Annotated in this window: 28 protein-coding genes, 1 other RNA gene and 1 pseudogene; 24 read left to right on the top strand and 6 right to left on the bottom strand. The window is 45.6% G+C overall.

Annotation, left to right across the window (positions count from 1 at the left end):
- The first annotated feature begins 1 nt into the window (after position 1).
- The 10 genes from panC to NYE38_RS10860 all read left to right on the top strand — a co-directional run bounded on the left by panC (position 2) and on the right by NYE38_RS10860 (position 9,558).
- Positions 2–862 (top strand): pantoate--beta-alanine ligase, encoded by an 861-nt coding sequence (gene panC / locus NYE38_RS10905; protein ID WP_058906142.1) that lies wholly within the window; start codon positions 2–4, stop codon positions 860–862.
- Position 863: 1 nt separating this feature from the next.
- Positions 864–1,247 carry an aspartate 1-decarboxylase gene (panD, locus tag NYE38_RS10900; RefSeq protein WP_003153510.1) on the top strand — a complete coding sequence of 128 codons (384 nt, stop codon included), beginning with the start codon at positions 864–866 and terminating at the stop codon, positions 1,245–1,247.
- Between the two features lie 121 nt (positions 1,248–1,368).
- A complete protein-coding gene (dinG, locus tag NYE38_RS10895; protein ID WP_017418024.1) occupies positions 1,369–4,155 on the top strand; it encodes an ATP-dependent DNA helicase DinG in 2,787 nt (928 codons plus the stop codon).
- A gap of 147 nt (positions 4,156–4,302) precedes the next feature.
- Positions 4,303–4,473 carry a YpmA family protein gene (locus NYE38_RS10890; protein WP_003153512.1) on the top strand — a complete coding sequence of 57 codons (171 nt, stop codon included), beginning with the start codon at positions 4,303–4,305 and terminating at the stop codon, positions 4,471–4,473.
- A gap of 9 nt (positions 4,474–4,482) precedes the next feature.
- Positions 4,483–4,968 (top strand): cell wall elongation/penicillin-binding protein regulator TseB, encoded by a 486-nt coding sequence (gene tseB / locus NYE38_RS10885; RefSeq protein ID WP_276788514.1) that lies wholly within the window; start codon positions 4,483–4,485, stop codon positions 4,966–4,968.
- Between the two features lie 22 nt (positions 4,969–4,990).
- The gene (locus NYE38_RS10880) at positions 4,991–6,172 is read left to right on the top strand and encodes a pyridoxal phosphate-dependent aminotransferase (protein WP_007612190.1); all 1,182 of its coding nucleotides are present in this window, start codon (positions 4,991–4,993) and stop codon (positions 6,170–6,172) included.
- Between the two features lie 134 nt (positions 6,173–6,306).
- Entirely contained in the window at positions 6,307–7,599 is a 1,293-nt protein-coding gene (asnS, locus tag NYE38_RS10875; protein WP_003153515.1) for an asparagine--tRNA ligase, read from the top strand.
- Positions 7,600–7,693: 94 nt separating this feature from the next.
- A complete protein-coding gene (gene dnaD, locus NYE38_RS10870; protein ID WP_017418023.1) occupies positions 7,694–8,392 on the top strand; it encodes a DNA replication protein DnaD in 699 nt (232 codons plus the stop codon).
- An 18-nt stretch (positions 8,393–8,410) separates the two neighbouring features.
- On the top strand, positions 8,411–9,070 hold the full coding sequence (gene nth / locus NYE38_RS10865) for an endonuclease III (protein ID WP_007612187.1): 660 nt from the start codon (positions 8,411–8,413) through the stop codon (positions 9,068–9,070).
- A complete protein-coding gene (locus NYE38_RS10860; RefSeq protein ID WP_012117839.1) occupies positions 9,067–9,558 on the top strand; it encodes a YpoC family protein in 492 nt (163 codons plus the stop codon). Before nth ends, NYE38_RS10860 begins: the two co-directional genes overlap by 4 nt.
- Positions 9,559–9,636: 78 nt before the next feature.
- Here the strand turns inward: NYE38_RS10860 and NYE38_RS10855 are convergent, their stop codons facing one another.
- On the bottom strand, positions 9,637–12,414 hold the full coding sequence (locus NYE38_RS10855) for a PBP1A family penicillin-binding protein (protein ID WP_017418022.1): 2,778 nt from the start codon (positions 12,412–12,414) through the stop codon (positions 9,637–9,639).
- A 38-nt stretch (positions 12,415–12,452) separates the two neighbouring features.
- Complete coding sequence (gene recU, locus NYE38_RS10850) at positions 12,453–13,061, bottom strand: Holliday junction resolvase RecU (RefSeq protein WP_003153521.1); 609 nt, start codon at positions 13,059–13,061, stop codon at positions 12,453–12,455.
- A 41-nt stretch (positions 13,062–13,102) separates the two neighbouring features.
- Between recU and NYE38_RS10845 the strand changes: the two genes are divergently transcribed.
- Positions 13,103–14,065: a DUF2515 domain-containing protein gene (locus NYE38_RS10845; protein WP_032864187.1), complete on the top strand. Its 963-nt coding sequence runs from the start codon at positions 13,103–13,105 to the stop codon at positions 14,063–14,065.
- A 43-nt stretch (positions 14,066–14,108) separates the two neighbouring features.
- Here NYE38_RS10845 and sspM read toward each other — a convergent pair whose 3' ends face one another.
- Entirely contained in the window at positions 14,109–14,213 is a 105-nt protein-coding gene (sspM, locus tag NYE38_RS10840) for an acid-soluble spore protein SspM (protein ID WP_003153525.1), read from the bottom strand.
- 205 nt (positions 14,214–14,418) lie between these two features.
- Between sspM and NYE38_RS10835 the strand changes: the two genes are divergently transcribed.
- Both NYE38_RS10835 and NYE38_RS10830 read left to right on the top strand, forming a co-directional pair.
- On the top strand, positions 14,419–14,664 hold the full coding sequence (locus NYE38_RS10835) for a DUF5446 family protein (protein ID WP_014418233.1): 246 nt from the start codon (positions 14,419–14,421) through the stop codon (positions 14,662–14,664).
- Between the two features lie 45 nt (positions 14,665–14,709).
- Positions 14,710–15,078 (top strand): YppE family protein, encoded by a 369-nt coding sequence (locus NYE38_RS10830; protein ID WP_017418019.1) that lies wholly within the window; start codon positions 14,710–14,712, stop codon positions 15,076–15,078.
- A 38-nt stretch (positions 15,079–15,116) separates the two neighbouring features.
- Here NYE38_RS10830 and NYE38_RS10825 read toward each other — a convergent pair whose 3' ends face one another.
- Positions 15,117–15,299 carry a YppF family protein gene (locus NYE38_RS10825; protein ID WP_003153532.1) on the bottom strand — a complete coding sequence of 61 codons (183 nt, stop codon included), beginning with the start codon at positions 15,297–15,299 and terminating at the stop codon, positions 15,117–15,119.
- A 186-nt stretch (positions 15,300–15,485) separates the two neighbouring features.
- On the opposite strand from NYE38_RS10825, the gene NYE38_RS10820 reads away from it, so the two are divergent.
- Complete coding sequence (locus NYE38_RS10820) at positions 15,486–15,953, top strand: YppG family protein (RefSeq protein ID WP_017418018.1); 468 nt, start codon at positions 15,486–15,488, stop codon at positions 15,951–15,953.
- A 29-nt stretch (positions 15,954–15,982) separates the two neighbouring features.
- Here NYE38_RS10820 and NYE38_RS10815 read toward each other — a convergent pair whose 3' ends face one another.
- A complete protein-coding gene (locus tag NYE38_RS10815) occupies positions 15,983–16,396 on the bottom strand; it encodes a hypothetical protein (RefSeq protein WP_017418017.1) in 414 nt (137 codons plus the stop codon).
- Positions 16,397–16,534: 138 nt separating this feature from the next.
- Here NYE38_RS10815 and NYE38_RS10810 point away from each other — a divergent pair, with 138 nt between their 5' ends.
- The 9 genes and pseudogenes from NYE38_RS10810 to NYE38_RS10770 all read left to right on the top strand — a co-directional run bounded on the left by NYE38_RS10810 (position 16,535) and on the right by NYE38_RS10770 (position 23,909).
- Entirely contained in the window at positions 16,535–17,041 is a 507-nt protein-coding gene (locus tag NYE38_RS10810; protein ID WP_012117833.1) for a PTS glucose transporter subunit IIA, read from the top strand.
- 98 nt (positions 17,042–17,139) lie between these two features.
- Positions 17,140–19,386: a DEAD/DEAH box helicase gene (locus tag NYE38_RS10805; protein ID WP_025649788.1), complete on the top strand. Its 2,247-nt coding sequence runs from the start codon at positions 17,140–17,142 to the stop codon at positions 19,384–19,386.
- A 19-nt stretch (positions 19,387–19,405) separates the two neighbouring features.
- Positions 19,406–20,644, top strand: coding sequence for a ribonuclease H-like domain-containing protein (locus tag NYE38_RS10800; RefSeq protein ID WP_025649787.1), 1,239 nt, complete (start codon positions 19,406–19,408; stop codon positions 20,642–20,644).
- A gap of 121 nt (positions 20,645–20,765) precedes the next feature.
- A pseudogene (locus NYE38_RS10795) lies at positions 20,766–20,873 on the top strand (hypothetical protein); the annotation flags it as partial.
- An 83-nt stretch (positions 20,874–20,956) separates the two neighbouring features.
- Positions 20,957–21,193, top strand: coding sequence for a spore coat protein CotD (gene cotD, locus NYE38_RS10790; protein WP_003153539.1), 237 nt, complete (start codon positions 20,957–20,959; stop codon positions 21,191–21,193).
- Between the two features lie 88 nt (positions 21,194–21,281).
- Entirely contained in the window at positions 21,282–21,830 is a 549-nt protein-coding gene (locus tag NYE38_RS10785) for a DUF1273 domain-containing protein (RefSeq protein ID WP_007409499.1), read from the top strand.
- A gap of 79 nt (positions 21,831–21,909) precedes the next feature.
- Complete coding sequence (gene gpsB, locus NYE38_RS10780) at positions 21,910–22,209, top strand: cell division regulator GpsB (RefSeq protein WP_003153541.1); 300 nt, start codon at positions 21,910–21,912, stop codon at positions 22,207–22,209.
- Positions 22,210–22,264: 55 nt separating this feature from the next.
- Positions 22,265–22,646, top strand: an RNA gene (gene rnpB, locus NYE38_RS10775) — RNase P RNA component class B.
- Between the two features lie 96 nt (positions 22,647–22,742).
- Positions 22,743–23,909 carry a class I SAM-dependent RNA methyltransferase gene (locus NYE38_RS10770; RefSeq protein WP_022553050.1) on the top strand — a complete coding sequence of 389 codons (1,167 nt, stop codon included), beginning with the start codon at positions 22,743–22,745 and terminating at the stop codon, positions 23,907–23,909.
- Between the two features lie 40 nt (positions 23,910–23,949).
- On the opposite strand, the gene NYE38_RS10765 is transcribed toward NYE38_RS10770, so the two are convergent.
- On the bottom strand, positions 23,950–24,102 hold the full coding sequence (locus NYE38_RS10765; RefSeq protein ID WP_003153548.1) for a YpzG family protein: 153 nt from the start codon (positions 24,100–24,102) through the stop codon (positions 23,950–23,952).
- Positions 24,103–24,268: 166 nt separating this feature from the next.
- On the opposite strand from NYE38_RS10765, the gene NYE38_RS10760 reads away from it, so the two are divergent.
- The gene (locus NYE38_RS10760; protein WP_003153550.1) at positions 24,269–24,460 is read left to right on the top strand and encodes a hypothetical protein; all 192 of its coding nucleotides are present in this window, start codon (positions 24,269–24,271) and stop codon (positions 24,458–24,460) included.
- Positions 24,461–24,540: the final 80 nt, after the last annotated feature.

Raw genomic sequence — 24,540 nt, 5'->3', positions numbered from 1 at the left:
GATGAAACAACTGACAGAAACTCAACAGCTGAAAGAATTAATTGCACAATACCGCTCAGAAGGCCGGACGATCGGATTCGTCCCGACAATGGGTTTTCTTCATGAAGGACACCTGACGCTGGTTGAAAAAGCAAACAAAGAAAACGATATTGTCGTGATGAGCATCTTTGTCAATCCGACTCAATTCGGACCGGGCGAGGATTACGAAGCATATCCGCGAGATTTAAAGCGCGATGCCCGGCTTGCAGAACAGGCGGGGGCAGATGTTTTGTTTACGCCGTCTCCAAGTGACATGTATAAAGGCGAGCAAAATGTTGCCGTGCAAGTGAAAAGGAGAACTGACGTGTTGTGCGGCGCCTCCCGCGTCGGCCATTTTGACGGAGTGGCCACTGTGCTGACGAAGTTTTTCAATCTCGTTAAACCGACCCGCGCCTACTTCGGCCTGAAAGATGCCCAGCAGGCAGCGGTTGTGGACGGATTGATTGAGGATTTCTTTATGGATATCGAATTGGTTGCAGTGGACACGGTCAGAGAAGAAGACGGACTTGCCAAAAGCTCTCGCAACGTCTATCTGACTGAGCAGGAACGCAAAGAAGCGCCGATGATCTATAAAGCATTGCAGCAAGGTGCCGAACTGATCAGAGACGGTGAAAGAAATCCGGAAACCGTTATAAAAACCGTCACCGGTATCATCGAAAACACAAGCGGCGTCATTGATTATGCCGAACTGTACGCTTATCCGGAGCTGACTCCGCTTAAAACATTAAACGGCAAGGTCATTCTGGCCTGCGCCGTCCAATTTTCTAAAGCCAGACTGATTGATAATATCATTATTGATATTGATGAATGGGAGAGATCATAATATGTACCGCACTATGATGGCCGGAAAACTGCACCGCGCTACCGTGACGGAAGCCAATTTAAACTATGTCGGCAGCATAACGATTGATGAAGATCTTTTAGATGCCGTCGGAATGCTCGCTAATGAAAAAGTTCAGATTGTGAATAATAACAACGGAGCGAGACTTGAAACGTATATTATTCCCGGTAAGCGGGGGAGCGGCGTCATCTGTTTAAACGGAGCTGCCGCCCGTCTCGTCCAAGAAGGAGATAAAGTCATTATTATTTCTTATCAAATGATGTCTGATCAGGAAGCAAAAAGCCATCAGCCGAAGGTGGCCGTTCTGGATGATCAGAATAAAATCGAGCAGATGCTGGGCCAGGAACCGGCACACACGATTTTGTAAAAGAGCCCCCTTCATGGGGGTTTTCTTTTAAGATTTAGGGGCAAAAGCTGTTTTTTCGCTCCATTTCTCAACAAAACGTGTTACACTTTTCTCGTATGCAAGAATTGAGGTGTCCATTTTAATGAACAAACAACGGTTCGTTGTCATAGATGTCGAAACAACAGGAAATTCGCCGAAAAAGGGCGATAAAATCATTCAAATCGCAGCGGTTGTCATTGAAAATGGACAAATAACTGAGCGGTTTTCAAAATATATCAATCCGAATCAGGCCATCCCGCCGTTTATTGAACAGCTGACCGGAATTTCGTCCGGAATGGTTGAAAATGAACTGCCGTTTGAAGCGGTCGCAGAGGAGATTTTTCATCTGCTTGACGGCGCGTATTTTGTTGCCCACAATATTCATTTCGACCTCGGATTTGTCCGGCATGAACTGAGCGAAGCGGGCTATGAGCTGCCGGATTGTGAAGTGCTTGATACGGTTGAGCTTTCGCGTATTGTTTTCCCGGGGTTTGAAGGATATAAGCTCGGTGAGTTGTGCGCAGAGCTGAATATTGTTCATGACCGCCCTCACCGCGCAGACAGCGATGCGGAGGTTACGGGACTGGTCTTTTTAGACATTTTACATAAACTGAAACATTTGCCTTTACCGACGTTAAAGCAGCTTAGAAGGCTTTCACAGCATTTTATCAGCGATTTGACGCTGCTTTTGGATTCCTTTATACATGAAAGCAGGCCGGCGGAAGAAAAGAGCTGCATTCCATACGCCTCTTTTTCAATCAAAGAGCCCGATCACATTCCGGTTTCCCGTCCGGTGAATGCGGCCATTGACCTTGAAAAGTGGAACGAAGAAAAAGAACAGATCTTATCCGGCATCATCCCCCGCTATGAAAAGCGGAAAGGGCAGCTTTCGATGATGGATGAAGTGCTTGGCGCCTTCCGCAATCGGGAGCATGCGCTGATTGAAGCGGCGCCCGGCATCGGAAAAACGATCGGTTATCTCGTTCCGGCTGTTTTATTTGCCAAAGCGGAACAAACTCCCGTGATTATCAGCACGTACTCTACTCTTTTGCAGCAGCAGATCATGTCTAAAGATCTTCCGCTTTTGGAGCGTATGTTTCCTTGGCCGGTCAAAGCCGCTATTTTAAAAGGGAAATCACATTATCTGTGCCTGCCTAAGTTTGAACATATTCTGCATGAGGAAGATGACAACTATGATGCGGTTTTGACGAAAGCGCAGCTTCTCGTCTGGCTGACGGAGACTGAAACGGGCGATGCCGCTGAGCTGAATCTTCCATCAGGCGGCAGATTGCTGTGGGAGCGCATGGCTTACGATGAGAATTCTTTTTTGAAAAAAGGGAAGGACTCGGCTGCCGGGTTTTATGAACGGGCTAAAGAAAAAGCGCAGGCCGCAGATCTGATTATCACAAACCATGCTTTGCTGTTTTCAGATCAAAGCAGTGAAACGAAAAAACTGCCTGCAAGCGGAACGGTCATCATTGATGAAGCGCATCATTTCGAACGCGCCGCCAGCGAGCACCTCGGGAAGAGAGCTTCATACATCGGACTGCACACAAAGCTCAGCCGAATCGGAACCTTAAAGGAACACGGACTGTTAAAGCGGATGAGAAAACTGTTTTATACGTATGAACTGCCGGCGGAAAGTTTTTTTGACGCCGATGAGTGGATGAAGCATATTCAATCGGAAAGCGACGCATTTTTCAGTTCAGTGCATTCTTTTGTCAAACGAAGAAAACCTAAAGACGATCTGAACCGTCTCGTCTATAGTCTCAATCATAAAAGCCAGGATAAAGGGTTTCACATGATAACGGACGGAGCGGAGCGGCTTTGTGCGATGCTGGATCAGCTGCTTGACATGTTTTCAGTACAGGAGAAACTGTTACATCAAAAGCTTGAACAGATGAAAAGCGGAGCAGCTTTTTTAGCGGCTGAATATGTAAAGTGTATCAGGGGGCTGAAAGAATATCGCGATACGTTCAGCAGGCTGCTGTTTGAAAATGATGAGAAAGAAGCCGTTTGGGTTGAAATTGATGCGAAGGGCGCAAAAAACGCCGTCAGCATCTATGCGCAGCCTTTGGAGCCCGGTGAAATGCTGGCAGACCAGTTTTTCGCCCGCAAAAAAAGCGTTGTGCTCACATCAGCGACCTTAATGGTGGAGCAGTCTTTTCAATTTATGATTGAAAGGCTCGGACTTGCGGATTTTTATCCGCGCACCAAAAGCATCCCGTCTCCTTTTTCTTACGATGATCAGATGAACGTCATCATTCCGAAAGAGATGAAATCCGTTAAATATGACGGAGAGCGGGAAGTCATTGAGCATATTGCCAAGTATGCAGAAATCATGTCAAAGGGAAAACAGCCGAAGATCCTTGTCCTGTTTACATCTCATGATATGCTGAAAAAAGTGTATCAGGAACTGAAACTCAGTATGGAGATCTCAGGCATTCAGCTTCTCGCCCAAGGTATTTCGGGCGGGAGTCCCGGTAAATTAATGAAAACTTTTAAAACGGCAAGCCGGGCGATTTTGCTCGGGACGAATCATTTCTGGGAAGGCGTTGATTTTCCGGGGGATGAATTGTCAACCGTCATGATCGCAAGGCTTCCTTTCAGGGCGCCTGACAATCCGCTTCATGCCGCAAAATGCGAATTTGCCAAGAAGCAGGGGAAAAATCCGTTTCAGACGATTTCCCTGCCGGAGGCCGTGTTAACGTTCAGACAGGGGATCGGGCGCCTGCTCCGTACGGCGGGAGACAAGGGAACAATCGTTCTTTTAGATCAGCGTGTAAAGACGGCGGGATACGGACGGCTGTTTCTTGAAGCGCTCCCGACTTCATCCCTTTTGGAGCTGACGGATGCCGAACTCGGGGCTTATGTCAGCCAAACGGAATAAAAGCCGCATAAACGCGGCTTTCGTGGTGTGGGATGAGGAATTGTTTTTATAGTAAAAGCGGGTTCATGCCGCCTTGTGATTTTATTATGCCGCGGGCGCATCCCGTTATGACTAACAAAATTTGTTCGACCGATGGAGGGTATAAAAATGGAAAGCAAAATTGAAATTCTGTCAACGATTAATGTGGAGCATTCAGATGATTTATATAAAATCGTCGATACATTAAACCGGACTTTGAAACGGGACAATCTGATGTTCGGCCTTGCGCTCGACGAAGAAAATCAAAATGAAGCGGTCTTCACCATTTATCGTACATAGGTGAAAAAGATGAGAAAAAAAGCATTAATATTTACAGCCGTATTTGGTATTATTTTTTTAGCAGTTCTTTTATTTTCGGCCGGCATTTTTAAATCTGCAATGGCTCAAAAAGAAGAAGGCCACGAAACAGCTGCCGCAGCGGCTAAAGAAAAAACGGATCTGACAGATGCTGAGAAAGTGGAGACCTTTGTCGGCAAACAGAAATATTATGTTGTTACCGGAACGGATAAACATGGAAAAGATATGTATGTATGGGTTCCGGCCGACAAAAAAGCAAAAATTCTCTCAAAAAATGCCAGTGACGGCATTTCAAGCGGCAAGGCTGCCAAGATCGTTCGGGACGAAGGGCTTGTTTCCAAGCTGAATGGCGTTCACCCGGCGAGAGAAAACAATGTTCCGTTATGGGAAGTGACCTATATCAACAAAAGCGGGCAGTATAGCTTTAGCTATGTGGACTTTACAAGCGGCAAGATTCTCAAAAACATCACACCGTGAGACGTATTAGGGGGAGTTCAAGTTGAAATTGGCAAAAAGAGTATCCGCATTAACACCGTCTGCAACACTTGCAATTACTGCAAAAGCGAAAGAGCTGAAAGCAGAAGGCCATGATGTCATCGGCCTCGGAGCAGGAGAACCGGATTTTAATACGCCTCAGCACATTATAGATGCCGCGGTGCGTTCCATGAATGAAGGCCACACAAAATATACGCCTTCAGGCGGTCTGCCGGCGCTGAAAGACAGTATCGCAAAAAAATTCAAAAACGATCAGGGGATTGAATATAAGCCGTCAGAAATCATTGTCTGCACCGGAGCGAAACACGCCCTGTATACATTATTTCAGGTCATTCTCGATGAAGGGGACGAAGTGATTATACCGACTCCTTACTGGGTCAGCTATCCTGAGCAGGTGAAACTGGCAGGGGGGCGTCCCGTCTATGCAGAAGGGCTGGAATCCAATCAGTTTAAAATTTCACCGGAGCAGCTGAAGCAGGCCATCACCGAGAAAACAAAAGCGCTCATTATCAATTCACCGAGCAACCCGACAGGTGTTATGTATACGAAAGAAGAGCTTGCGGAACTCGGAAAAGTGTGTCTGGAGCATGGCATTCTGATCGTTTCCGACGAGATTTATGAGAAGCTTACATACGGAGGAAAAAAACACGTCTCAATCGCACAGCTTTCAGATGAATTGAAAGAGCAGACGATCATCATTAACGGCGTTTCGAAATCTCACAGCATGACGGGCTGGAGGATCGGCTATGCGGCGGGTTCGGAGACGATTATTAAAGCGATGACGAGCCTTGCGAGCCACAGCACATCAAATCCGACGTCCATCGCTCAATACGGCGCCATTGCGGCCTATAACGGTCCGGCTGAGCCGCTGGAAGAGATGAGACAGGCATTTGAGCACAGACTGAACACCATTTACGCTCAGCTCAGTGAAATTCCCGGATTCACCTGTGTCAAGCCTGAAGGGGCGTTTTACTTGTTCCCTAACGCCAAAGCGGCCGCAGAAAACTGCGGATTCAAAGATGTCGATGAATACGTCAAGGCGCTTCTGGAAGAAGAAAAAGTCGCCATCGTGCCGGGCTCGGGTTTCGGTTCACCGGACAACGTCCGCTTATCTTACGCAACGTCACTTGATCTTTTAGAAGAAGCGGTCGAAAGAATCCGCCGCTTCACGGAAAAACACAGCTGATTCTGAAAAAGCGGCTTTTAAAGCCGCTTTTCACTTGCATTGACCCCGTTAGAGTAGAACGGGTATAATAAAGTGATGAAAAAAGAGATTCAGGCAGATTCCTGAATGTCTTTCTTGTTCTGGAGGGAAAGAGTTTGAAAACAACAATCAACCAAGTGTATAAACACACAGGCGAGGAAGTAACGATTGGAGCTTGGGTCGCTAATAAACGCTCAAGCGGTAAAATCGCATTTTTACAGCTGAGAGACGGTACCGGCTTCATTCAGGGAGTTGTCGTCAAAGCTGAAGTAGAAGAAGACATCTTCCAAATCGCGAAATCAGTGACGCAGGAAACGTCACTTTATGTAAAAGGAATTGTGAAAGAGGACGAGCGTTCACCGCTTGGCTATGAGCTTGCTGTTACATCCATTGAAGTCATTCACGAAGCGACTGATTATCCGATTACGCCTAAAGAGCACGGTACGGAATTCTTAATGGATCACAGACATTTATGGCTCCGTTCGAAACGCCAGCACGCAATTATGAAAATCCGCAACGAAATCATCCGTGCGACTTATGAATTTTTCAACAAAGAAGGCTTCGTGAAAGTTGATCCGCCGATTTTGACGGGAAGCGCTCCGGAAGGCACGACTGAGCTGTTCGCGACGAAATATTTTGATGAAGACGCCTTCTTGTCTCAAAGCGGCCAGCTGTATATGGAAGCAGCTGCAATGGCGCTCGGAAAAGTATTCTCTTTCGGACCGACGTTCAGAGCGGAAAAATCGAAAACGAAACGCCATCTCATCGAATTCTGGATGATTGAGCCTGAAATGGCATTTGTTGAATTTGAAGAAAACCTTGAAGTTCAGGAGAATTATGTTGCATACATCGTGCAAAGCGTGCTGGAACATTGTAAGATCGAGCTGAACACATTAGGAAGAGACACATCGAAGCTTGAACAAATCAAAGCGCCATTCCCGCGCATTACGTACGATAAAGCGATCGAATTCCTGAAAGAAAAAGGCTTTGACGATATTGAGTGGGGAGATGACTTCGGTGCGCCGCATGAAACAGCGATCGCAGAAAGCTATGACAAACCGGTGTTTATCACTCATTACCCGACATCATTAAAACCGTTTTATATGCAGCCTGCCAAAGATCGTGACGATGTCGTGTTATGTGCCGACTTAATCGCTCCGGAAGGCTACGGGGAAATCATCGGCGGTTCAGAACGCGTTCATGATATGGATTTATTGGAAGAAAGATTAAAAGAACACGGTCTGGATTCAGATGCTTACAAATGGTATGCTGAACTCAGACAATACGGTTCTGTTCCGCACTCCGGCTTCGGCCTTGGACTTGAGCGGACAGTGGCTTGGATCAGCGGAGCGCCTCACGTGCGTGAAACGATTCCGTTCCCGAGACTTCTGAACCGTCTGTATCCGTAATAGTTATGAAAAACGAAGTCTCCTGCAAGGGAGACTTTTTCTAAGTAAAGGGGAAAGCTCCCGGAGATAACCTTTTACAGTAAGAGGTGTAAGGATGAAAAAACAGCAATTTATAGATATGCAGGAACTCGGCACTTCAAGCATTCCCAACCTGCTGCTGACACATTACCGGCAGCTTGGGCTGAATGAAACCGAATTAATCCTGCTTTTGAAGATTAAAATGCATTTGGAAAAGGGCTCTTATTTTCCGACGCCGTTTGAACTTCAATCAGGCATGTCCATCTCTGCTGAAGAATGTACAAGCTGCCTGAGAATGTTTATTCAAAAAGGTTTTCTGTTTATTGAAGAATGTGAAGACCATAACGGCATAAAGTTTGAAAAATATTCTCTGCAGCCGTTATGGGCGAAGCTGTATGATTACATGCAGCATTCACAAAACGAAACGCAGGAAAGAACGTCAGAAAGAGAACAAAAAAGCCTGTATACCATCTTTGAAGAAGAGTTCGGAAGACCGCTGTCGCCGCTTGAATGCGAGACGCTGGCCATATGGCAGGATCAGGATCAGCATGATGCGATTTTGATTAAACACGCCTTAAAAGAAGCCGTTTTATCGGGGAAACTCAGTTTTCGCTATATTGACCGGATTTTATTTGAATGGAAAAAGAACGGCTTCAAAACGGTTGAGCAGGCGAAGGCGCACAGCCAAAAATTCCGGCGTGTTCAAACGAAACAAAATGATCCGCAAAAAGAGTATACGAGGCAGGTGCCTTTTTACAATTGGCTGGAACAATAACATGAGAAGGGGAGAAACGTGTTAAATTTAAAGCAGATTGAATATTGTCTTGAAAAAATCGGCGATATGTTTCCGCACGCAGAATGTGAACTTGTCCATTCAAATCCTTTCGAATTGGTTGTGGCAGTCGCATTATCCGCGCAATGTACGGATGCTCTCGTCAACAGAGTGACAAAAACGCTATTTCAAAAATATAAACGGCCCGAAGATTATCTTGCCGTATCGCTGGAAGAACTCCAGCAGGATATTAAATCAATCGGCCTGTACCGTAATAAAGCCAAAAATATTCAAAAGCTGAGCAAAATGATCATCGAAGAGTACGGCGGAGAAGTGCCGAAAGACCGGGATGAGCTTGTGAATCTGCCGGGTGTCGGACGGAAAACGGCAAATGTGGTCGTGTCTGTTGCTTTCGGCGTACCTGCGATCGCAGTAGACACTCATGTGGAGCGGGTCTCTAAACGGCTCGGTATCTGCCGCTGGAAGGACTCTGTTTTGGAAGTAGAGAAAACATTAATGAAAAAAGTGCCGAAAGAGGATTGGTCTGTTACGCATCACAGATTAATATTTTTCGGCAGGTATCATTGTAAAGCTCAATCTCCCCGCTGTGCGGAATGTCCTTTGCTTCCGCTATGCAGAGAAGGGCAGAAGCGTGACAAAAAAGGGCTGGTGAAACGGTGACGGCGATTGACATTCTGGCAGGCTATGAAACATACCTGCGCAGCCTTACGGACTTGGAAAGCCTCGAGATCAAAACGGCGCTGCGCCGCCATCCGCTGTATATGGATTTCAGCGGTCAGCCAACAGTGCAGCCATGGAGGGAAAGGGGCGAATATGTCCCGTTTCTGTTTCAGATTTGGAATGAAACGAAAGAAACGCTGCTTCCCGTTTTTCAAACAAGAAAATCGAGATGTGATCAAAATGACATGCTGAAGGGAATTGCCTGTCTGATTGCCGCTTTTCACTGGACGGCAGGGGAGCGGGTTACATCACTCGACTGGACTGTGCTTGAAACAAAACATTTTCCCGCCGAACCGATCAATTGGGCGGAGCGAATGGCGTTTATTTTAACGAAACCGACTCAATTTCACTCGTTTATTCAGCTGGATGAATTGATGACGGAGATGAAGAAACAATATCATAAATATGAAGCTATGAACAAATGTTAAAAACCTCCTTTTCTCATAAGGAGGTTTTTTTTGTATGAAAAAAATCCTTCACCTGTTTGAGGTGAAGGATTTCGTCCGCTAATGAGCGGAATTTGACTGGATGGTTGACGAATTGGACTGCCCGTTGATAGTTGAAGATGAGTCTTGGTTTTTGTCCGTTTGACCGCTGTCAGGTTTATTTGTGCCGTCTGAACCGGAATCATTATCAGAGCCGTTATCTTGCTGTCCGTTGTTATCCGTCCCGTTACCGGGCTGATTCTGATTGTTGTCATCCGTTTGATCCTTATCGGATTGATCCTGATTTTTATCTGAGTCATCAGTTGGTGTTTGATCCGATCCGTCAGACGTATCTGTCTGATCGTCATCTTTGTTTGAATCATCGGTTTGCGTCTTGTCTTTATCTTTATCTTCATCAGACTTCTGTTCATCGTCAGTCGCTTTATCTTTATCTGCATCGTCTTCTTCATCTTTCGGGACTTTGAAAGATGCTGATGCCGTATCGCTTTTTCCGTCATCGTTTTCCGCTGTCACCTGGAAGCTGTATGTGGAGCCTGGTGTGACATCTGAGACGACGGCTTCTTTTGCCGAACTGTTTTGAATGTCACTGTAGCTTCCGCCGTCAACGGATTGTTTGACATTGAATGTTGCATCACCGTCATAATTCCAGCTTAAGGTTAATGATTTTTTATCTTTGTCGTATTTCACTTGCAATCCTGTCGGTTTATCAGCTTTTTCTTTCGTGTACGTTTTAGAAACGGCAGTTGGCTGCGTTCCTTTCACGAAGTACTCCGTCACTTTTTTATCATCCGGTGTATTTGGTCCGGCTAAAGCGGCAGGATTCGAGCCTTTCTCAACCGTTTCTTTGACGACGCTGTCAGGCTGCTTGAAGCTTCCTTTACCGTCATCGACGTATGAGATCAGCTTTTGGAAAATCCGTTTTGCGACTTGCTGGTCAGCAGCAGACAGTGATTTCTTACCTGCTTTGTTGCCAGACTCAACTCCGGTCCAAACCGCCGCTGTATATTGAGGGGTGTATCCGACAAACCATGAGTCTGGGACTCCGCCCGGAGCAATGTTATATTTTTGAATATCCTCTTTAGTAAAGTTTGTCGTACCCGTTTTACCGGCGACTTCCACGTTCGGTACTTGAGCCAGTCTGCCTGTTCCTGACTGCACGACTGTTTTGAGCATATCGGTAATCATAAACGCTGTGTAGTCGCTCATAGCACTTTTCGGTTTCGGTGTTAAATCAAGCTTAGTGCCGTCATTAAATTCAATCGATGTGACCGCATGCGGTTCATTGTACGTTCCGTTATTTCCGAAAGCGCTGTAGGCGCCCGCCATTGTCATAGTAGATACACCGCGGTTATCCTGACCAAATCCTCCGATCGAATAAGATTCGGTTACACTCTCTTTGTTTAATCCCAGTCCTAAGTCATTTGCGAAGTCGACGGCATTATCTTTACCGGCTGCTTGATATGCTTTCAGAGCCGGAATATTACGCGAGTCTGAGAGGGCCTCCCGCATTGATATCATATTTCTGTATTTATTGTCATAGTCGTGAATCGGAGTGCCGTCAGAGTACGTATAAGCTGAGTCGTCAATCTGCTCATACGTCGACCATTTTTTATTTTCAATGACCGGGCCGTAATCAAGAATCGGTTTTATCGTTGAACCGGGCTGGGTTTTACCTTGTGTTGCATAATTGAATCCCCCGGTAGTTCTGTTCCTGCCTGCTCCGATGGCGCGGATTTCTCCGTTTGTCGTATCAAGGAGCGTGACGCCGCCCTGCATGCCTTCGGTAAATCCGGCTGTGTCGCCGTTCATCAATTGATCAAGATAATCTTGTGCTTTCGTATCAAGAGTCGTATAAATTTTCAGTCCGTCAGTTGAAATATCGACGTCTTTCTTTTCTTTTGTCTCAATTTCTTTCATAACTTCTTCGACAAAAGCGCTGTATTTATTTGTGTCCTTTTTATCGTATTCCTTTTGGCTGACGACGCCTTCATCTTTCATGGACACTTTCTTTGCTTTTTGGTATTCAGAATTTGAAATGAATCCTTGCTTTTCCATTAAGCTGAGAACGATGTTTCGGCGTTTTTCGGAAGCCTTCGGATTTTTAACCGGGTTATATCCGGTCGGGCTTTGCGGCATTCCGGCAAGCGTTGCCGCCTGTTCAACCGTAAGCTTGCTCAAATCTTTTACGCCGAAGAATTCTTCAGCCGCTTTACCGACGCCGTAGGCGCGCGGTGAGAAATAAATTCTGTTTAAATACATTTCTAAGATTTCATCTTTAGAATAATGGCGCTCCAGCTGCAGTGAAAGCCACACTTCCTGTGCTTTCCTTTTAATTGTTTTCTGATGGGTCAAAAGCGAGTTTTTCACAACCTGCTGGGTGATTGTGCTTCCTCCCTCTGAACCGAATCCATCCGTAAAGTTGGCGACCAAGGCGCCTCCGATCCGGATCGGGTCTATACCGTGGTGCTTATAAAAACGGGCGTCTTCAGTTGCGATAAATGCTTCTTTCACAACATCGGGTATATCCTTAATCGGGACGTAGGTTCGTTTTTCGCCGCCCACTTCCGCGATTTCTTTGCCGTTTTTATCGTAAATCGTTGAAGAGTAAGGCGTTTTCAGCTTGGCTTCGTCCAAAGAGGGCGCGCCGGAAACCAAAACGGCAAATGCCGCCGCTCCGCCGACTATGCCAAGGACAAACAGAATAACCAAGGACAGCACAATCTTTTTGAATAAACCGCCTTTACGCTGTTTCTTGCCTTTTTTCGGTGAAGAGGGCTTAGTGCTTTTCGTCTGCCTTGCCTTACGGCGTTCTTCACGGCTCGTAAATTGATCTGACATAACATCTCAACCTTTCGTTTATCAACCTTTCGCTCAGTCTACTGTTCCTGCGAAAAATAAAGCTGTTCAATAATACTAATATAATCAATTCTCGGTGAGTATCCAAGGGAAATCGGAAAGGAAGCATCTTCTAATTCGTCTTTGCGAATTGATTTTCTGCCGTTCTTCTCCTTTCTCTCCCAAAAGACAAACAGCTTGTCGGCTTCGAGGAAATAAACCTTTCCGAAAGCGGATATAATAACAAAACAAATGCCGTCTTGCCTGACCACCTGCTTCATATGCTCAATCTGATGATCATGAAAATTCTGCAGGGGAAATGCCGTTTTGTTTTTTGTTTCTTTTGCCTCGAAATCAATGTAGCGTCCTTTATAAATGCCGTTGTAGTCAGTTGTTGAAGACTGTTTAAAATAAGCTTCCTTAATGACTGCGGCGCTTCTTTTCGGATAGTGGACGTTTACAATCTGGACGGGTGTCGGCTTTTTGTGAATGACAGCAATTTGGTTAGCCAGATAATACTTATTCGTTTCATTCAGGTCGTCTTCGAGGGTCATGCCGCGATTACTGTATGAATGAGACCGTTTCTGGCTGTTTTGGGATGAAACCGTTTTGTTCGGCTGAAAAGTTTTTCCATTCGGGTACCGAATCACTTTTTCCATCCTCCTTATCAAACTAATAGTGACGGAAGTGAATGAACGTGCATAAACGACAGACCGTAACCGCCATTCTTCGCCTGATCGAAAAAGAGACGAAAATAAAAAATGCCGATAATATTTCCCGGACGAATGCCTATAAAGCATATTATGACCGCCATCCTGAGATCAAGTGGCCGCTTTTGGCATCCTTTGTGTCCCGCAATGCGGGCTGGTCGATGACTGATTTAAGAGGCGTCCTTTATCAGGAGGGCCTTGACAGCAGTCAGAAAAACTGGTTTTTCCTTTCGTATGAAAGGGCGAATTGGCTGATTTTTTCTGATGCCTATCCTCAGCTTCTGGTCTACCAGTGGTCAAAACAAATCGGCGAACCTCTTTTCCGTCATCTTCCTCATTTCCGCGTCTCGGCTTTTATGCAGGAAGAATGGTTCCGCTTTTGGCGTGACGGAGATACGGAACGGCTCATGTATGCTCTTATTATAAATGAACAAAACACTATCCAAGCACCTATTATACAAAATCCTTCGTTTAAAAAGAATGTTTTTGGCACGATTCCTTTTTATTTAAGTGATTGGTTTCACTTTAATACGGTGATATTCCCTTCATTTGACGGACATTTATACGGAATTTCCGTCAAACGGTTTTCAAAAACCGAAGAGAGAATTACGCTCGGAAAACAGCTGGCCCGCCTTCTGTTCAGCCCTGGTCTTCACGCTTCTTTTTACCGTTTTCTTGATACCGTTCCTCATACCGGTTCACGCTTTGATATGGAGAAAATGATCGGCATCAAAAAAAGAACATCACCGATGCTGAGGACAACCTATCCCATTGTTGCCCACCCATTAGACGGCGAAAGGGCGGATTGGTTTCAAAAAAGGTTAAGAAAAGGGGCTTTCTTACAGGAGAAAATGCCGAAACAGCTTGAACTGACGGACTGGTACTTCCAAAAAAGACGGGAGCTCCATGCGCTCTTCGCGGTTAAAGAGTGGCTGAAGAAATGAAAAAGCCCGAAACCGTTCGCTGGGGTTTCGGGCTGCTGATGTGTTACGTGGAAGGGCGGTTTGGGCCGCCTAATTTTTTATCAAGCGTATCAGTCGTTTTTGCTTCGGTTTTTTGCTGTTTACCTGCATTTTTCGGTCTCGTTTTCATACGGCACCTCCTCAACTGTATCGTTTGCATTAACGTGCCGGTTCATACAAAGTTTGCGGCACTTTTTTGTCGAAAGGCATGCCTTTTAGGATAATCTCTGTTTGTTTGCCGAACTGCTTCTAGTTTTGTCATGTGCAGAGGAGAGCGGTATGAAAACGAGAATTATATTCTAAAGAGACGCAAGTGATAAAAGGGAGGAACATGAATGTCTGTTTACACGAGCAAGGCTGATATTCTCCGTCTGCTTTCTGATATTGAAATCCGGATTTCTGCTGCTGAAAAAACGCTTACCCAGGCAGTCAGATCCTGTCAGGCGGAAGCTGAAGAAATCAGACAGGAGAAACTTTCCCGCCTTGAGGAAGAGGCGCGGGAGCTTCATGTTTGTATTGATGACCTGTTTTTGGCTGACCGGCGTAAAAAGGATTTGCCGAGAGCCTGCCGGATCAGCTGATTTTATGCAAAAACTTTGGTACCATATGTACTGAGGTGAGTCCGTTTGCAGACACAGTCGTTATTGGAGCTGACAGAACAAATGATAAAGGCGGTTCTTGAAGCCGAAAAAAGGTATCAGGATGGAAAAGAGTCAGGCCGTTCATATGATTTTTTTGAGACTATTAAACCCGATGTTGAAAAAAGAGACCGGCTTTGCGCGCTTTGGACTAAAGCAGCGCTTGCGTTTATTCAGGAAAACCGTCCGAAATACGTTCATCACGCACAGATTCAGGCCGTTACAGAAAATTTCGGAGAGCTGATGCTCCAATCATATGTTCATCATATTCATAAAAAAAGATACAGAGATTTAACTGAATCTGTTTTATATACGCTTCGTATATTAAGGGATGAAATTGAAAAAGAAGGCAGCTGAAAACGGCTGCCTTCTTTTATATAAAGGGGTCGGGTATGTTATTCATACGCCGGGTTTTCTGCTCCACTTGCTTCGAGAACCTTCATACTGTTTCGAAATTCGGTTGCGGTGAGATGGCCTTGAATATAGAGGAATTTTGCAAAGTCCATCAGTTTATCTGCACAATCTGTTTCATATTTTTTCACTTCAGCAAAACGCTTTCTTAAGTATGATACGTTCATAATGGTGCATCCCCTCTCATGTATGTTGAGATTATGGTAACATAACGATTCGACTTTTTTCTGTTTTTAAAAAATTAAGACTTTCGACAGCATTTGACAAAGATCAGAATCTCCGAAAGCACATAACCAAGGCGGAATTCATACATATATAGCAGAAACTTAGTGAGAGACAAGGGGGAATGTCATATGCAATGGAGAGCGCAGCCCTATCAAAATATGTACCAGCAGCCGGCGGGATATTTCTACCCGCAGCAGATACAGCCGCTGCAGCAGCCGAGTCCCCAGCAGATACAGCCATTACAACAGCCGAGTCCGCAGCAGATACAGCCATTGCAGCCGCCGCCATATCATCAGCAAGGGCAGTACCCGCAGCAATTTTATCCGAATCAGGAATACGGTCATGTGCAGCAGCCGTTTGCTCCCCCTCCTCCTCAGGCAGCCATGCCCGGGGGGCAGCCGGGGTTTGTGAATCCTTACCCCGTTCCCAGACCGAATCAGCAGCAGTCTTCCCAATTCTCAGGCATACTCTCCCAGTTTAAAAAAACGAACGGACAGTTTGACTTTAATAAAATGATAGATACAACGGGGCAGATGGTAAGCGCCGTAAATCAGGTCGGATCGCTGGTGAAAGGCCTCACCAATATCTTCAAATAAAAAGCATGAATGATATCCATCATTCATGCTTATTTTTTAGGGAAAAAGAGGGTAAGCGTCTGTTCATTCCAGGATGTTTCCATATCTTCTTCACTCACCTTATACGGGAGGACAACGGTTCTTGTCATGCTTGAAGACACGTGGGATGAATGAGCCTGTTTATGATCGTAGCGGATTGTAACGTGAAGGTAGCACCCTTTCGTTTCCACCAGCATATCCCCGTCACGGAATGTCTCGGGAACGCTGATATCAACCGCGAGGCCCGTCGGCTCTTCTCTGACGTCAATCGTCACTTGCGCTTCAGTAAAAGCCGAATTGACAAGGTGCTGAAAACCCTGCATCAATTCTGCGAAGGGACCTGAGTGAAAAAATTGGTCCATCGCATGGCTGATGATGTCCTCATTTCTTTGCGGATCAAGTTTATCGTTTTGTGATTGATCCATATGACCACCGCCTTTTTACAAACAGACTATGCGATGTTATGCCGTATGGTTAAGAATTGAAGGAAAAAAGAAAGTATGGTTAAATAGTGGAGAATAAACTGGTAACGGATTCACATTTAGGAAGGGGAGCACAACACATTGCTGAAAAAATTATTTGGATTGGGAGACAGCCGGAAAAAGCCGGCCGAAGAAGTGATTTTTTCTCCGGCTGACGGAGCGGTGATGGATTTGGCTTCAGTGCCGGATCCCGTATTTTCACAAAAAATGATGGGGGATGGGATCGCCGTCGAGCCTGCAAACGGAGACATTGTTTCACCGGTTGAGGGAGAAGTGATTCAGCTGTTCCATACAAAACATGCTGTCGGCATCCGCACCCTTTCCGGAGCGGAACTTTTGATACATGTCGGTTTGGACACCGTCAATATGAACGGTGAAGGCTTTGAAGCGCATGTAAAAGAAGGCGACAAAGTGAAAACAGGCGATCTGCTTTTAACGTGCCGGCTGGATTTAATAAAAGAAAAAGCAAGCAGCACCGTCATCCCTATGGTGATTATGAATGGCGATGCCGCAGAACCTTTGCAATTTGCAGGCGCAAATGAAGCGAAAAAAGGACAAACAGAGCTTTTTACGATAAAAATGAAGTAGGCAGGGGCTGATTCCCTGCTTTTTTTCTTGTGCAGGATTTTCATCTAGCCAGGCAAACAAATATTCGGTAAACTGTACCTCATAAAGAGGTGTGAACGATGAAGAAAAAATCACTGAGCGAACTGATACAGGAATTAAAAAATCATGAAAATATTGTGCATTGGCATGAAGAGGAACCGCGGGAGGCGAAAACCATGCCGATGCCGGAGCAAGTAGATCCGAACATTCGGGCGGCTCTCGAAAAGAGGGGGATCGAGCGGCTCTTTACACATCAATACTCCGCTTTTCAGACGGTTCAAAACGGAGAAAGCATTGTGGCTGTCACACCGACGGCCTCCGGAAAAACACTGTGCTATAATCTTCCGGTTCTTCAGTCTATCGCGGAAGATGCTTCAAGCCGCGCGCTTTATTTATTTCCGACAAAGGCGCTCGCGCAGGATCAAAAAAGCGAGCTGAACGAAATCATAGACGAGATGGGCATGGACATTAAAAGCTTCACCTATGACGGAGATACGTCTCCGGCCATCAGGCAGAAAGTCAGAAAAGCCGGGCATATTGTGATCACAAATCCCGATATGCTTCATTCAGCCATTCTTCCCCATCATACAAAATGGGTGAGTCTGTTTGAAAACCTGAAATATATCGTCATTGATGAATTACATACGTACCGCGGCGTATTCGGCAGCCATGTGGCGAACGTCATCCGCCGTTTAATGAGAATCTGCGCTTTTTACGGAAGCAAGCCGTCATTTATCTGTACATCCGCCACAATCGCCAATCCGAGGGAGTTGGCGGAGCAGCTGACGGGAAAATCAGTGCGCCTGATTGACGACAACGGTGCCCCGGCCGGAAGAAAGCACTTTGCTTTTTACAACCCTCCGATTATAAATAAACCGCTGCATATTCGAAAAAGCGCCACCGTGGAAGTGAACGAACTTGCCAAAACTTTTTTTAAAAATAAGATCCAGACGATTGTTTTTGCAAGAAGCCGTGTCCGGGTTGAAATTATTTTAAGCCACATTCAGGAGATCGTAAAAAAGGAAATCGGCGCGAAGTCTGTCAGAGGTTATCGCGGCGGATATCTTCCGAAAGAAAGAAGAGAAATAGAGCGGGGGTTAAGAGACGGCAGCATTCTCGGGGTTGTCAGCACAAACGCGCTGGAGCTTGGCGTTGATATCGGCCAGCTTCAGGTCTGCGTGATGACGGGGTACCCGGGCAGTGTCGCGAGCGCATGGCAGCAGGCGGGCCGGGCCGGACGGCGGCAGGGAGAGGCGCTTATCGTGATGGTGGCGAACTCTGATCCGATTGACCAATATATTGTGCGCCATCCTGATTATTTCTTTAAACGCTCGCCTGAATCTGCAAGGATTAATCCCGATAATCTCATTATACTGGTCGATCACCTGAAATGCGCCGCGTATGAGCTGCCTTTCAGAGCCGATGAAACATTCGGAGAAAATGATGCAAGAGACATTCTCGAGTATTTAGAGGAAGAAGGGGTGCTTCACGAAAACCGCGAACGCTATCACTGGGCGAGCGAATCTTTTCCCGCCTCCAACATCAGTCTCCGTTCGGCGTCACAGGAAAACGTGGTCATCGTTGACCGGTCAGAGACGGCTGATGTAAAAATCATCGGAGAAATGGACCGTTTCAGCGCGATGACGCTTCTTCATGATGAAGCGATTTATCTTCATGAAGGGGTGCAGTACCAGGTTGAAAAGCTTGATTGGGACCATAAAAAAGCGTACGTACGAAAGGTCGATGTCGAATATTATACAGATGCCAATTTAGCGGTGCAGCTGAAAGTGCTGGACATTGACAGAACGGACAGCAGAAAGAAAACGGCCTTACATTTCGGCGATGTAACCGTGAACGCACTTCCGACAATATTTAAAAAAATTAAAATGACGACATTTGAAAATATAGGATCAGGGCCGATTCATCTTCCAGAAGAAGAACTGCATACCAGTGCTGCCTGGCTTGAATTGAAAGAGACGGATTCGGAGATCGGCGAAAAAACGCTTGAACAGCTGCTTTTAGGCATTGCCCACGTCCTGCAGCATATCGTGCCTGTATACGTCATGTGCGACCGAAATGACGTGCATGTCGTGCCGCAAATCAAAGCCGCACATACCGGACTTCCGACAATCTTTCTGTATGATCATTATCCGGGCGGAATCGGACTTGCTGATGAAGTATATAAGCGATTTGATGAAATCAATGAAGGGGCTGAGCGCCTGATCAGACAATGTCCATGTCAAGACGGATGTCCTTCCTGCATCGGCTCCGAAATAGAAGGAATAGATGCAAAGAAAGCGATACTCCGGCTCTTGAATTACGTGTAAAAGAAAAGGGGGACGAAAGATGTCCTTGAAAAATAAATTAAAGCGGATGAAAAACCACCTGAATGTGCCGGAAGCTGAAAAAAAGCCGGCAGCTTCACAACTTTCGGTCCCGGATATTCAAGTCCCATTTAGAGAAGAATGGGAGGCATTCGGAGTGAAGCCTTTCTTTTTTGAGGATGAATACTGTCTTATCCGCGAAACCGTCTATCCGCTTTCGCACCGTCACGGACGGTACAGCTTCAGTGAACTTGATGACGTCATGGCATTATGGAATAAAGGCGGTTTGACACATACTTTATCAGCAGAAGGATACGAAAAAAGCCAGCTGTTCTTCTTTGATACTGAAACGACCGGCCTCGGCGGCGGGGCCGGCAATATGATCTTTTTGCTCGGTCATGCAAGAGTGTATGAAGACCGTGTCGCGGTTAAACAGCATCTGCTTCCTAAACCGGGAAACGAGACGGCTCTTTACAAAAGCTTTTTAAGTGAGGTTGACATTACGTCTCTTGTTACGTATAACGGAAAAGCCTTTGACTGGCCGCAGGTAAAAACTAGGCATACATTGCTGCGGGACAGGCTTCCGAAACTTCCTGACTTCGGACACTTTGATCTTCTGCACGGAGCGAGACGGCTTTGGAAACATAAATTAGAGCGTGTATCGCTTTCGGCGGTTGAAAATGAAGAGCTTGCTTTTAAAAGGGACGAAGACACCCCTGGTTATTTGGCGCCGATGCTGTATTTTCAATTTTTAAAGGCGGAGGACCCGGCTCTTTTAAAGGGAGTGCTCTCGCATAATGAACAAGATGTGCTTTCCCTCATCGCTCTTTACATCCATATGTCAAAAAAGATTTTTGCATCTTCTGATCAGACGTCAGAACGTCAGGAAGCATACGCCATGGCGAAATGGTTTATCGCTCATAAAGAAACCGATCGGGCTGTTTCACAGCTGGAAGCGCTGCAAGGCAAAGCCTTTGAAGATTCAGATCGGGCCCTTTTTGACTTAGCAATGCTTTATAAAAAACAAAACCGCAGGCAAGACGCCGTGCCCCTTTGGGAGAAACTGACGGGCTCTGAACTTCACATATGCAGACACCAATCAGCGGTAGAGCTGGCGATCTATTTTGAGCATCACGCAAAAGATTACAAAAAAGCTCTGCAGGCCGCGCAGCAGGCGGAAGAAGACGGGGAAATATCGGAAAAAGAAGCCGAGAAGCTCCATGTGAGAATTGCCCGGCTCAAGAGGAAATATTCCTCTTGAAATATTGCCCGGGAAAGCGCAAAAGCCGAGCTGTTTCGCCAAAAATATTTTTTTCTGAATCCGCATCGATTTTGTTGTAGAATGGTGCCGCATCTTGTAAAATAGCGTTAGTTATTTATAGGGGAGAGTTGGTATGTATAAAGGTGTTTTTTACTTGTTCTTTGTCGTGGTTTTTTTGATTGCGTTTGTATTTTCGAATTTTAAAGACAGCTTGCTGACGCACTTTTAAATTGGGTGATTGAATTAGAACATGCACCCTCTTTTCTTCATAACCTAACAGTGTAATAAAAGTTAATGGAGAGGGGATTTAGCATGTTTCATCATCATTGTTGCAGACCAAACGTGATGCCGCCGATTGTCCATCCGACTCATTGCTGTGAACACCATTGTTTTTCTAACACAGTTGTGCCGCATATTCATCCGCAACATACAACTAACGTAAATCACCACAACTTTGAGCACGTTCATTACTATCCGCACACTTTTTCAAATGTTGACCCGACAACTCACCAGCATTTTCAGTGCGGAAGCCCTTGCTGCGATCATTAGTATTGAACGCTTAAGCAAGATCGGTTAGGATATCAGCAAATCAAAATGGGGCCCGATGGGGAGCCCCATTTTTTAAGCAGGTGATCAATTGAAAGTATTAGCCGTAACAGGATACAAGCCGTTTGAACTCGGGATTTTTAAACAGGATGACCGGGCGCTTGTTTATATAAAAAAGGCGATAGAAACCAGACTCAGAAGCTTTATTGACGAAGGCTTGGAATGGATTCTCATATCCGGACAGCTGGGGACTGAGCTTTGGGCGGCAGAAACGGCGTACGATCTCAGAGAAGAGTATCCGGAATTAAAGGTTGCCGTTATCACGCCTTTCTACGGCCAGGAGGAAAAGTGGAAGGAGCCGAATAAAGAAATGTATGAAGCGGTGCTTGCTCAGGCAGATTATGAGGAGAGCCTGACGCATCGGCCGTACGAAAGTCCGCTCCAATTCCGGCAGAAAAACGCGTTCTTTATTGAAAAGTCAGATGCGCTTTTGCTTTTATATGATCCTGAAATGGAAGGATCGCCGAAATATATGCTGCAGCAGGCAGAAAAACGCCGTGAAACAGACGGATATCCGATTTATTCGATTACAATGGATGATCTCCGTGCCGCCGTTGAAGAAGAAGATTTCTTTACATAACACGTCAGAGAATATTTGACAACGGGACGTGTTTCTGAATAAAATATAACATGATGATTCACGATATGAGGTGAAAAAGATGCTTGCTGATAAAGTAAAGCTTTCTGCGAAAGACATTTTGGAAAAAGAATTTAAAACAGGCGTTAGAGGTTACAGACAAGAAGACGTTGACAAATTTTTAGATATGATTATTAAGGATTATGAAACCTTTCATCAAGAAATTGAAGAACTGCAGCAGGAAAATCTGCAGCTGAAAAAACAGCTTGAAGAAGCAAGTAAAAAACAGCCGGTGCAGTCCAATACGACCAACTTTGACATTCTGAAAAGGCTGTCCAACCTTGAGAAACATGTATTCGGCAGCAAACTTTATGACGAATAAGGCAGATGCACTTGTCAAATGAGACAAGTTGCTTTATAATGAACAAGTGTTCTTAACGTTCGGGTAATCGCTGCAGATCTTTGAATCTGTAGAGGAAAGTCCATGCTCGCACGGTGCTGAGATGCCCGTAGTGTTCGTGCCTAGCGAAGAAATAAGCTAGGGCAGCCTTGATAGGCTGACGGCAGGAAAAAAGCCTACGTCTCCGGATATGGCTGAGTATCCTTGAAAGTGCCACAGTGACGAAGTCTCATCAGAAATGGTGAGAGTGGAACGCGGTAAACCCCTCGAGCGAGAAACCCAAATTTTGGTAGGGGAACCTTCTTGAAGGAACTGAACAGATAGAAGGACAGAATACTTTCTGTAGATAGATGATTGCCGCCTGAGTACGAGGTGATGAGCCGATTGCAGTACGACGGAACAAAACATGGCTTACAGAACGTTAAACATTATTGATATGACAAATTAGAGCTCTCCTTTAAAGGGGAGCTTTTATCTTGAATGAAACGAAAGCTTAAAAGAGACAGGGTGATACGATGAAGAAGTACACACTAATAGCGACGGCGCCGATGGGAATCGAAGCGATCGTCGCCAAAGAAGTGCGTGATTTAGGTTATGAATGCAAAGTAGACAACGGAAAAGTCATCTTTGAAGGAGATGCGCTTGCGATCTGCCGCGCTAACTTATGGCTGCGGACGGCTGACCGCATCAAGGTACAGGTCGCCGAGTTTCAGGCGAAAACGTTTGATGAGCTGTTTGAAAAAACAAAAGCGATTGACTGGCGCGCGTACATTCCGGAAAACGCAAAGTTCCCCGTTATCGGAAAGTCCGTGAAATCAGTGCTTGCCAGTGTGCCTGACTGCCAGCGGATCGTCAAAAAGGCGATAGCGGAAAAGCTGAAACTTCAATCAGGAAAACAAAATGAATGGATTGAAGAAACGGGCCCTGAGTATAAGGTGGAGATTTCCCTTTTAAAAGATAAAGCCGTACTTACACTGGATTCATCAGGAACAGGCCTTCACAAAAGAGGATACAGGGTTGATCAGGGAGGAGCTCCGATTAAAGAGACGCTCGCTGCCGCGTTAATTCAGTTAACCAACTGGACGCCTGACCGTCCGTTCGTTGATCCGTTCTGCGGTTCCGGCACGATTGCCATCGAAGCCGCTTTAATCGGGCAAAACATTGCTCCCGGTTTTAACCGTGATTTTGTTTCAGAAGACTGGGAATGGATCGGAAAAGAACTGTGGGACAAGGCGCGTCTTGAAGTGGAGGAAAAGGCGAACTATGATCAGCCGCTGCAGATTTTTGCCAGTGACGTGGATCACCGGATGGTAAACATCGCCAAAGAAAACGCAGAAGAAGCGGGACTTGGTGACCTGATCGAATGCAAGCAAATGCGGGTGCAGGATTTTACGACAAAACTCGAATTCGGAGTAATCGTCGGAAACCCTCCGTACGGCGAACGTCTCGGCGAAAAAAGAGAAGTCGAGCAGATGTATAAAGAAATGGGCCGGGCATTTGAATCTCTTGATACATGGTCTGTCTACATGTTAACGTCAAATGAACAATTTGAAGAGGCCTACGGAAGAAAAGCAACCAAAAAACGGAAGCTCTTTAACGGTTTTATCAAAACGGATTATTATCAGTACTGGGCTAAAGTGCGGCCGCAGCGGAAAAAGCCGCAACAAAGAGAAGACGCCTGAAACAGCGTCTTCTCCGGCATCTTTACGTTTTATTCTGCCATTACCAGCGGTGCGCTTTTGCGTTGCTCCGTAAAATAATGTTGGTCTGGGACATTTCGGTGTGGCCGTTCACTTGCGATTTAGAGCGTTTCGGCCGCGTCCAATTGTGATGAAACAATTCAGAATGCTGATCTAATCGATCTTTATAACTCATGTAACCATCACTCCCGGGTAGAATAAATTTGTGAAGATGGATATTCGATCGAATATCTGTTGTAGTTTGTGCAGGTCAGGTGAGGATCATTCAGAATGGCATGTATAGAAAGTGAAACATCGGCATAGAATGATGATTATTTCTATTTGAGAGGTGATCTTATTTTATGCTGAACAGCGAGCACTTCAGTAAAATACAAAAGGCGTTAGACGCAACTGCTTTCCGGCTGGAGGAAGCTGGAGCGGAGTTCGGTCCTTCCGCCATGACACACGCACAGGAAGAACTTGAAAATGCGGTAAAACATACACATTCAACAGACCATCCGTTCCTATGTACACATATCATTAACCGGAAATGATCATGACAAAAACTTGGCGAGGCCAAGTTTTTTTGTTGTATTGAAAAGGGTTAAATGATATTATAGATGGTCTGAATGCC

The organism is Bacillus sp. EU63, assembly GCF_038592915.1.
Classification (GTDB): Bacteria; Bacillota; Bacilli; order Bacillales; family Bacillaceae; genus Bacillus; species Bacillus velezensis.
Note: the sequence above shows the minus strand (reverse complement) of the source record. Positions and strands in the feature narration are given on the sequence as shown.

Coding starts and splice junctions, on each gene's coding strand:
- panC (WP_058906142.1), top strand. CDS start 2: ATGAAACAACTGACAGAAACTCAACAGCTGAAAGAATTAATTGCACAA.
- panD (WP_003153510.1), top strand. CDS start 864: ATGTACCGCACTATGATGGCCGGAAAACTGCACCGCGCTACCGTGACG.
- dinG (WP_017418024.1), top strand. CDS start 1,369: ATGAACAAACAACGGTTCGTTGTCATAGATGTCGAAACAACAGGAAAT.
- NYE38_RS10890 (WP_003153512.1), top strand. CDS start 4,303: ATGGAAAGCAAAATTGAAATTCTGTCAACGATTAATGTGGAGCATTCA.
- tseB (WP_276788514.1), top strand. CDS start 4,483: ATGAGAAAAAAAGCATTAATATTTACAGCCGTATTTGGTATTATTTTT.
- dnaD (WP_017418023.1), top strand. CDS start 7,694: ATGAAAAAACAGCAATTTATAGATATGCAGGAACTCGGCACTTCAAGC.
- NYE38_RS10855 (WP_017418022.1), bottom strand. CDS start 12,414: ATGTCAGATCAATTTACGAGCCGTGAAGAACGCCGTAAGGCAAGGCAG.
- NYE38_RS10845 (WP_032864187.1), top strand. CDS start 13,103: ATGAACGTGCATAAACGACAGACCGTAACCGCCATTCTTCGCCTGATC.
- sspM (WP_003153525.1), bottom strand. CDS start 14,213: ATGAAAACGAGACCGAAAAATGCAGGTAAACAGCAAAAAACCGAAGCA.
- NYE38_RS10835 (WP_014418233.1), top strand. CDS start 14,419: ATGTCTGTTTACACGAGCAAGGCTGATATTCTCCGTCTGCTTTCTGAT.
- NYE38_RS10825 (WP_003153532.1), bottom strand. CDS start 15,299: ATGAACGTATCATACTTAAGAAAGCGTTTTGCTGAAGTGAAAAAATAT.
- NYE38_RS10820 (WP_017418018.1), top strand. CDS start 15,486: ATGCAATGGAGAGCGCAGCCCTATCAAAATATGTACCAGCAGCCGGCG.
- NYE38_RS10815 (WP_017418017.1), bottom strand. CDS start 16,396: ATGGATCAATCACAAAACGATAAACTTGATCCGCAAAGAAATGAGGAC.
- NYE38_RS10805 (WP_025649788.1), top strand. CDS start 17,140: ATGAAGAAAAAATCACTGAGCGAACTGATACAGGAATTAAAAAATCAT.
- NYE38_RS10800 (WP_025649787.1), top strand. CDS start 19,406: ATGTCCTTGAAAAATAAATTAAAGCGGATGAAAAACCACCTGAATGTG.
- cotD (WP_003153539.1), top strand. CDS start 20,957: ATGTTTCATCATCATTGTTGCAGACCAAACGTGATGCCGCCGATTGTC.
- gpsB (WP_003153541.1), top strand. CDS start 21,910: ATGCTTGCTGATAAAGTAAAGCTTTCTGCGAAAGACATTTTGGAAAAA.
- NYE38_RS10770 (WP_022553050.1), top strand. CDS start 22,743: ATGAAGAAGTACACACTAATAGCGACGGCGCCGATGGGAATCGAAGCG.
- NYE38_RS10765 (WP_003153548.1), bottom strand. CDS start 24,102: ATGAGTTATAAAGATCGATTAGATCAGCATTCTGAATTGTTTCATCAC.
- NYE38_RS10760 (WP_003153550.1), top strand. CDS start 24,269: ATGCTGAACAGCGAGCACTTCAGTAAAATACAAAAGGCGTTAGACGCA.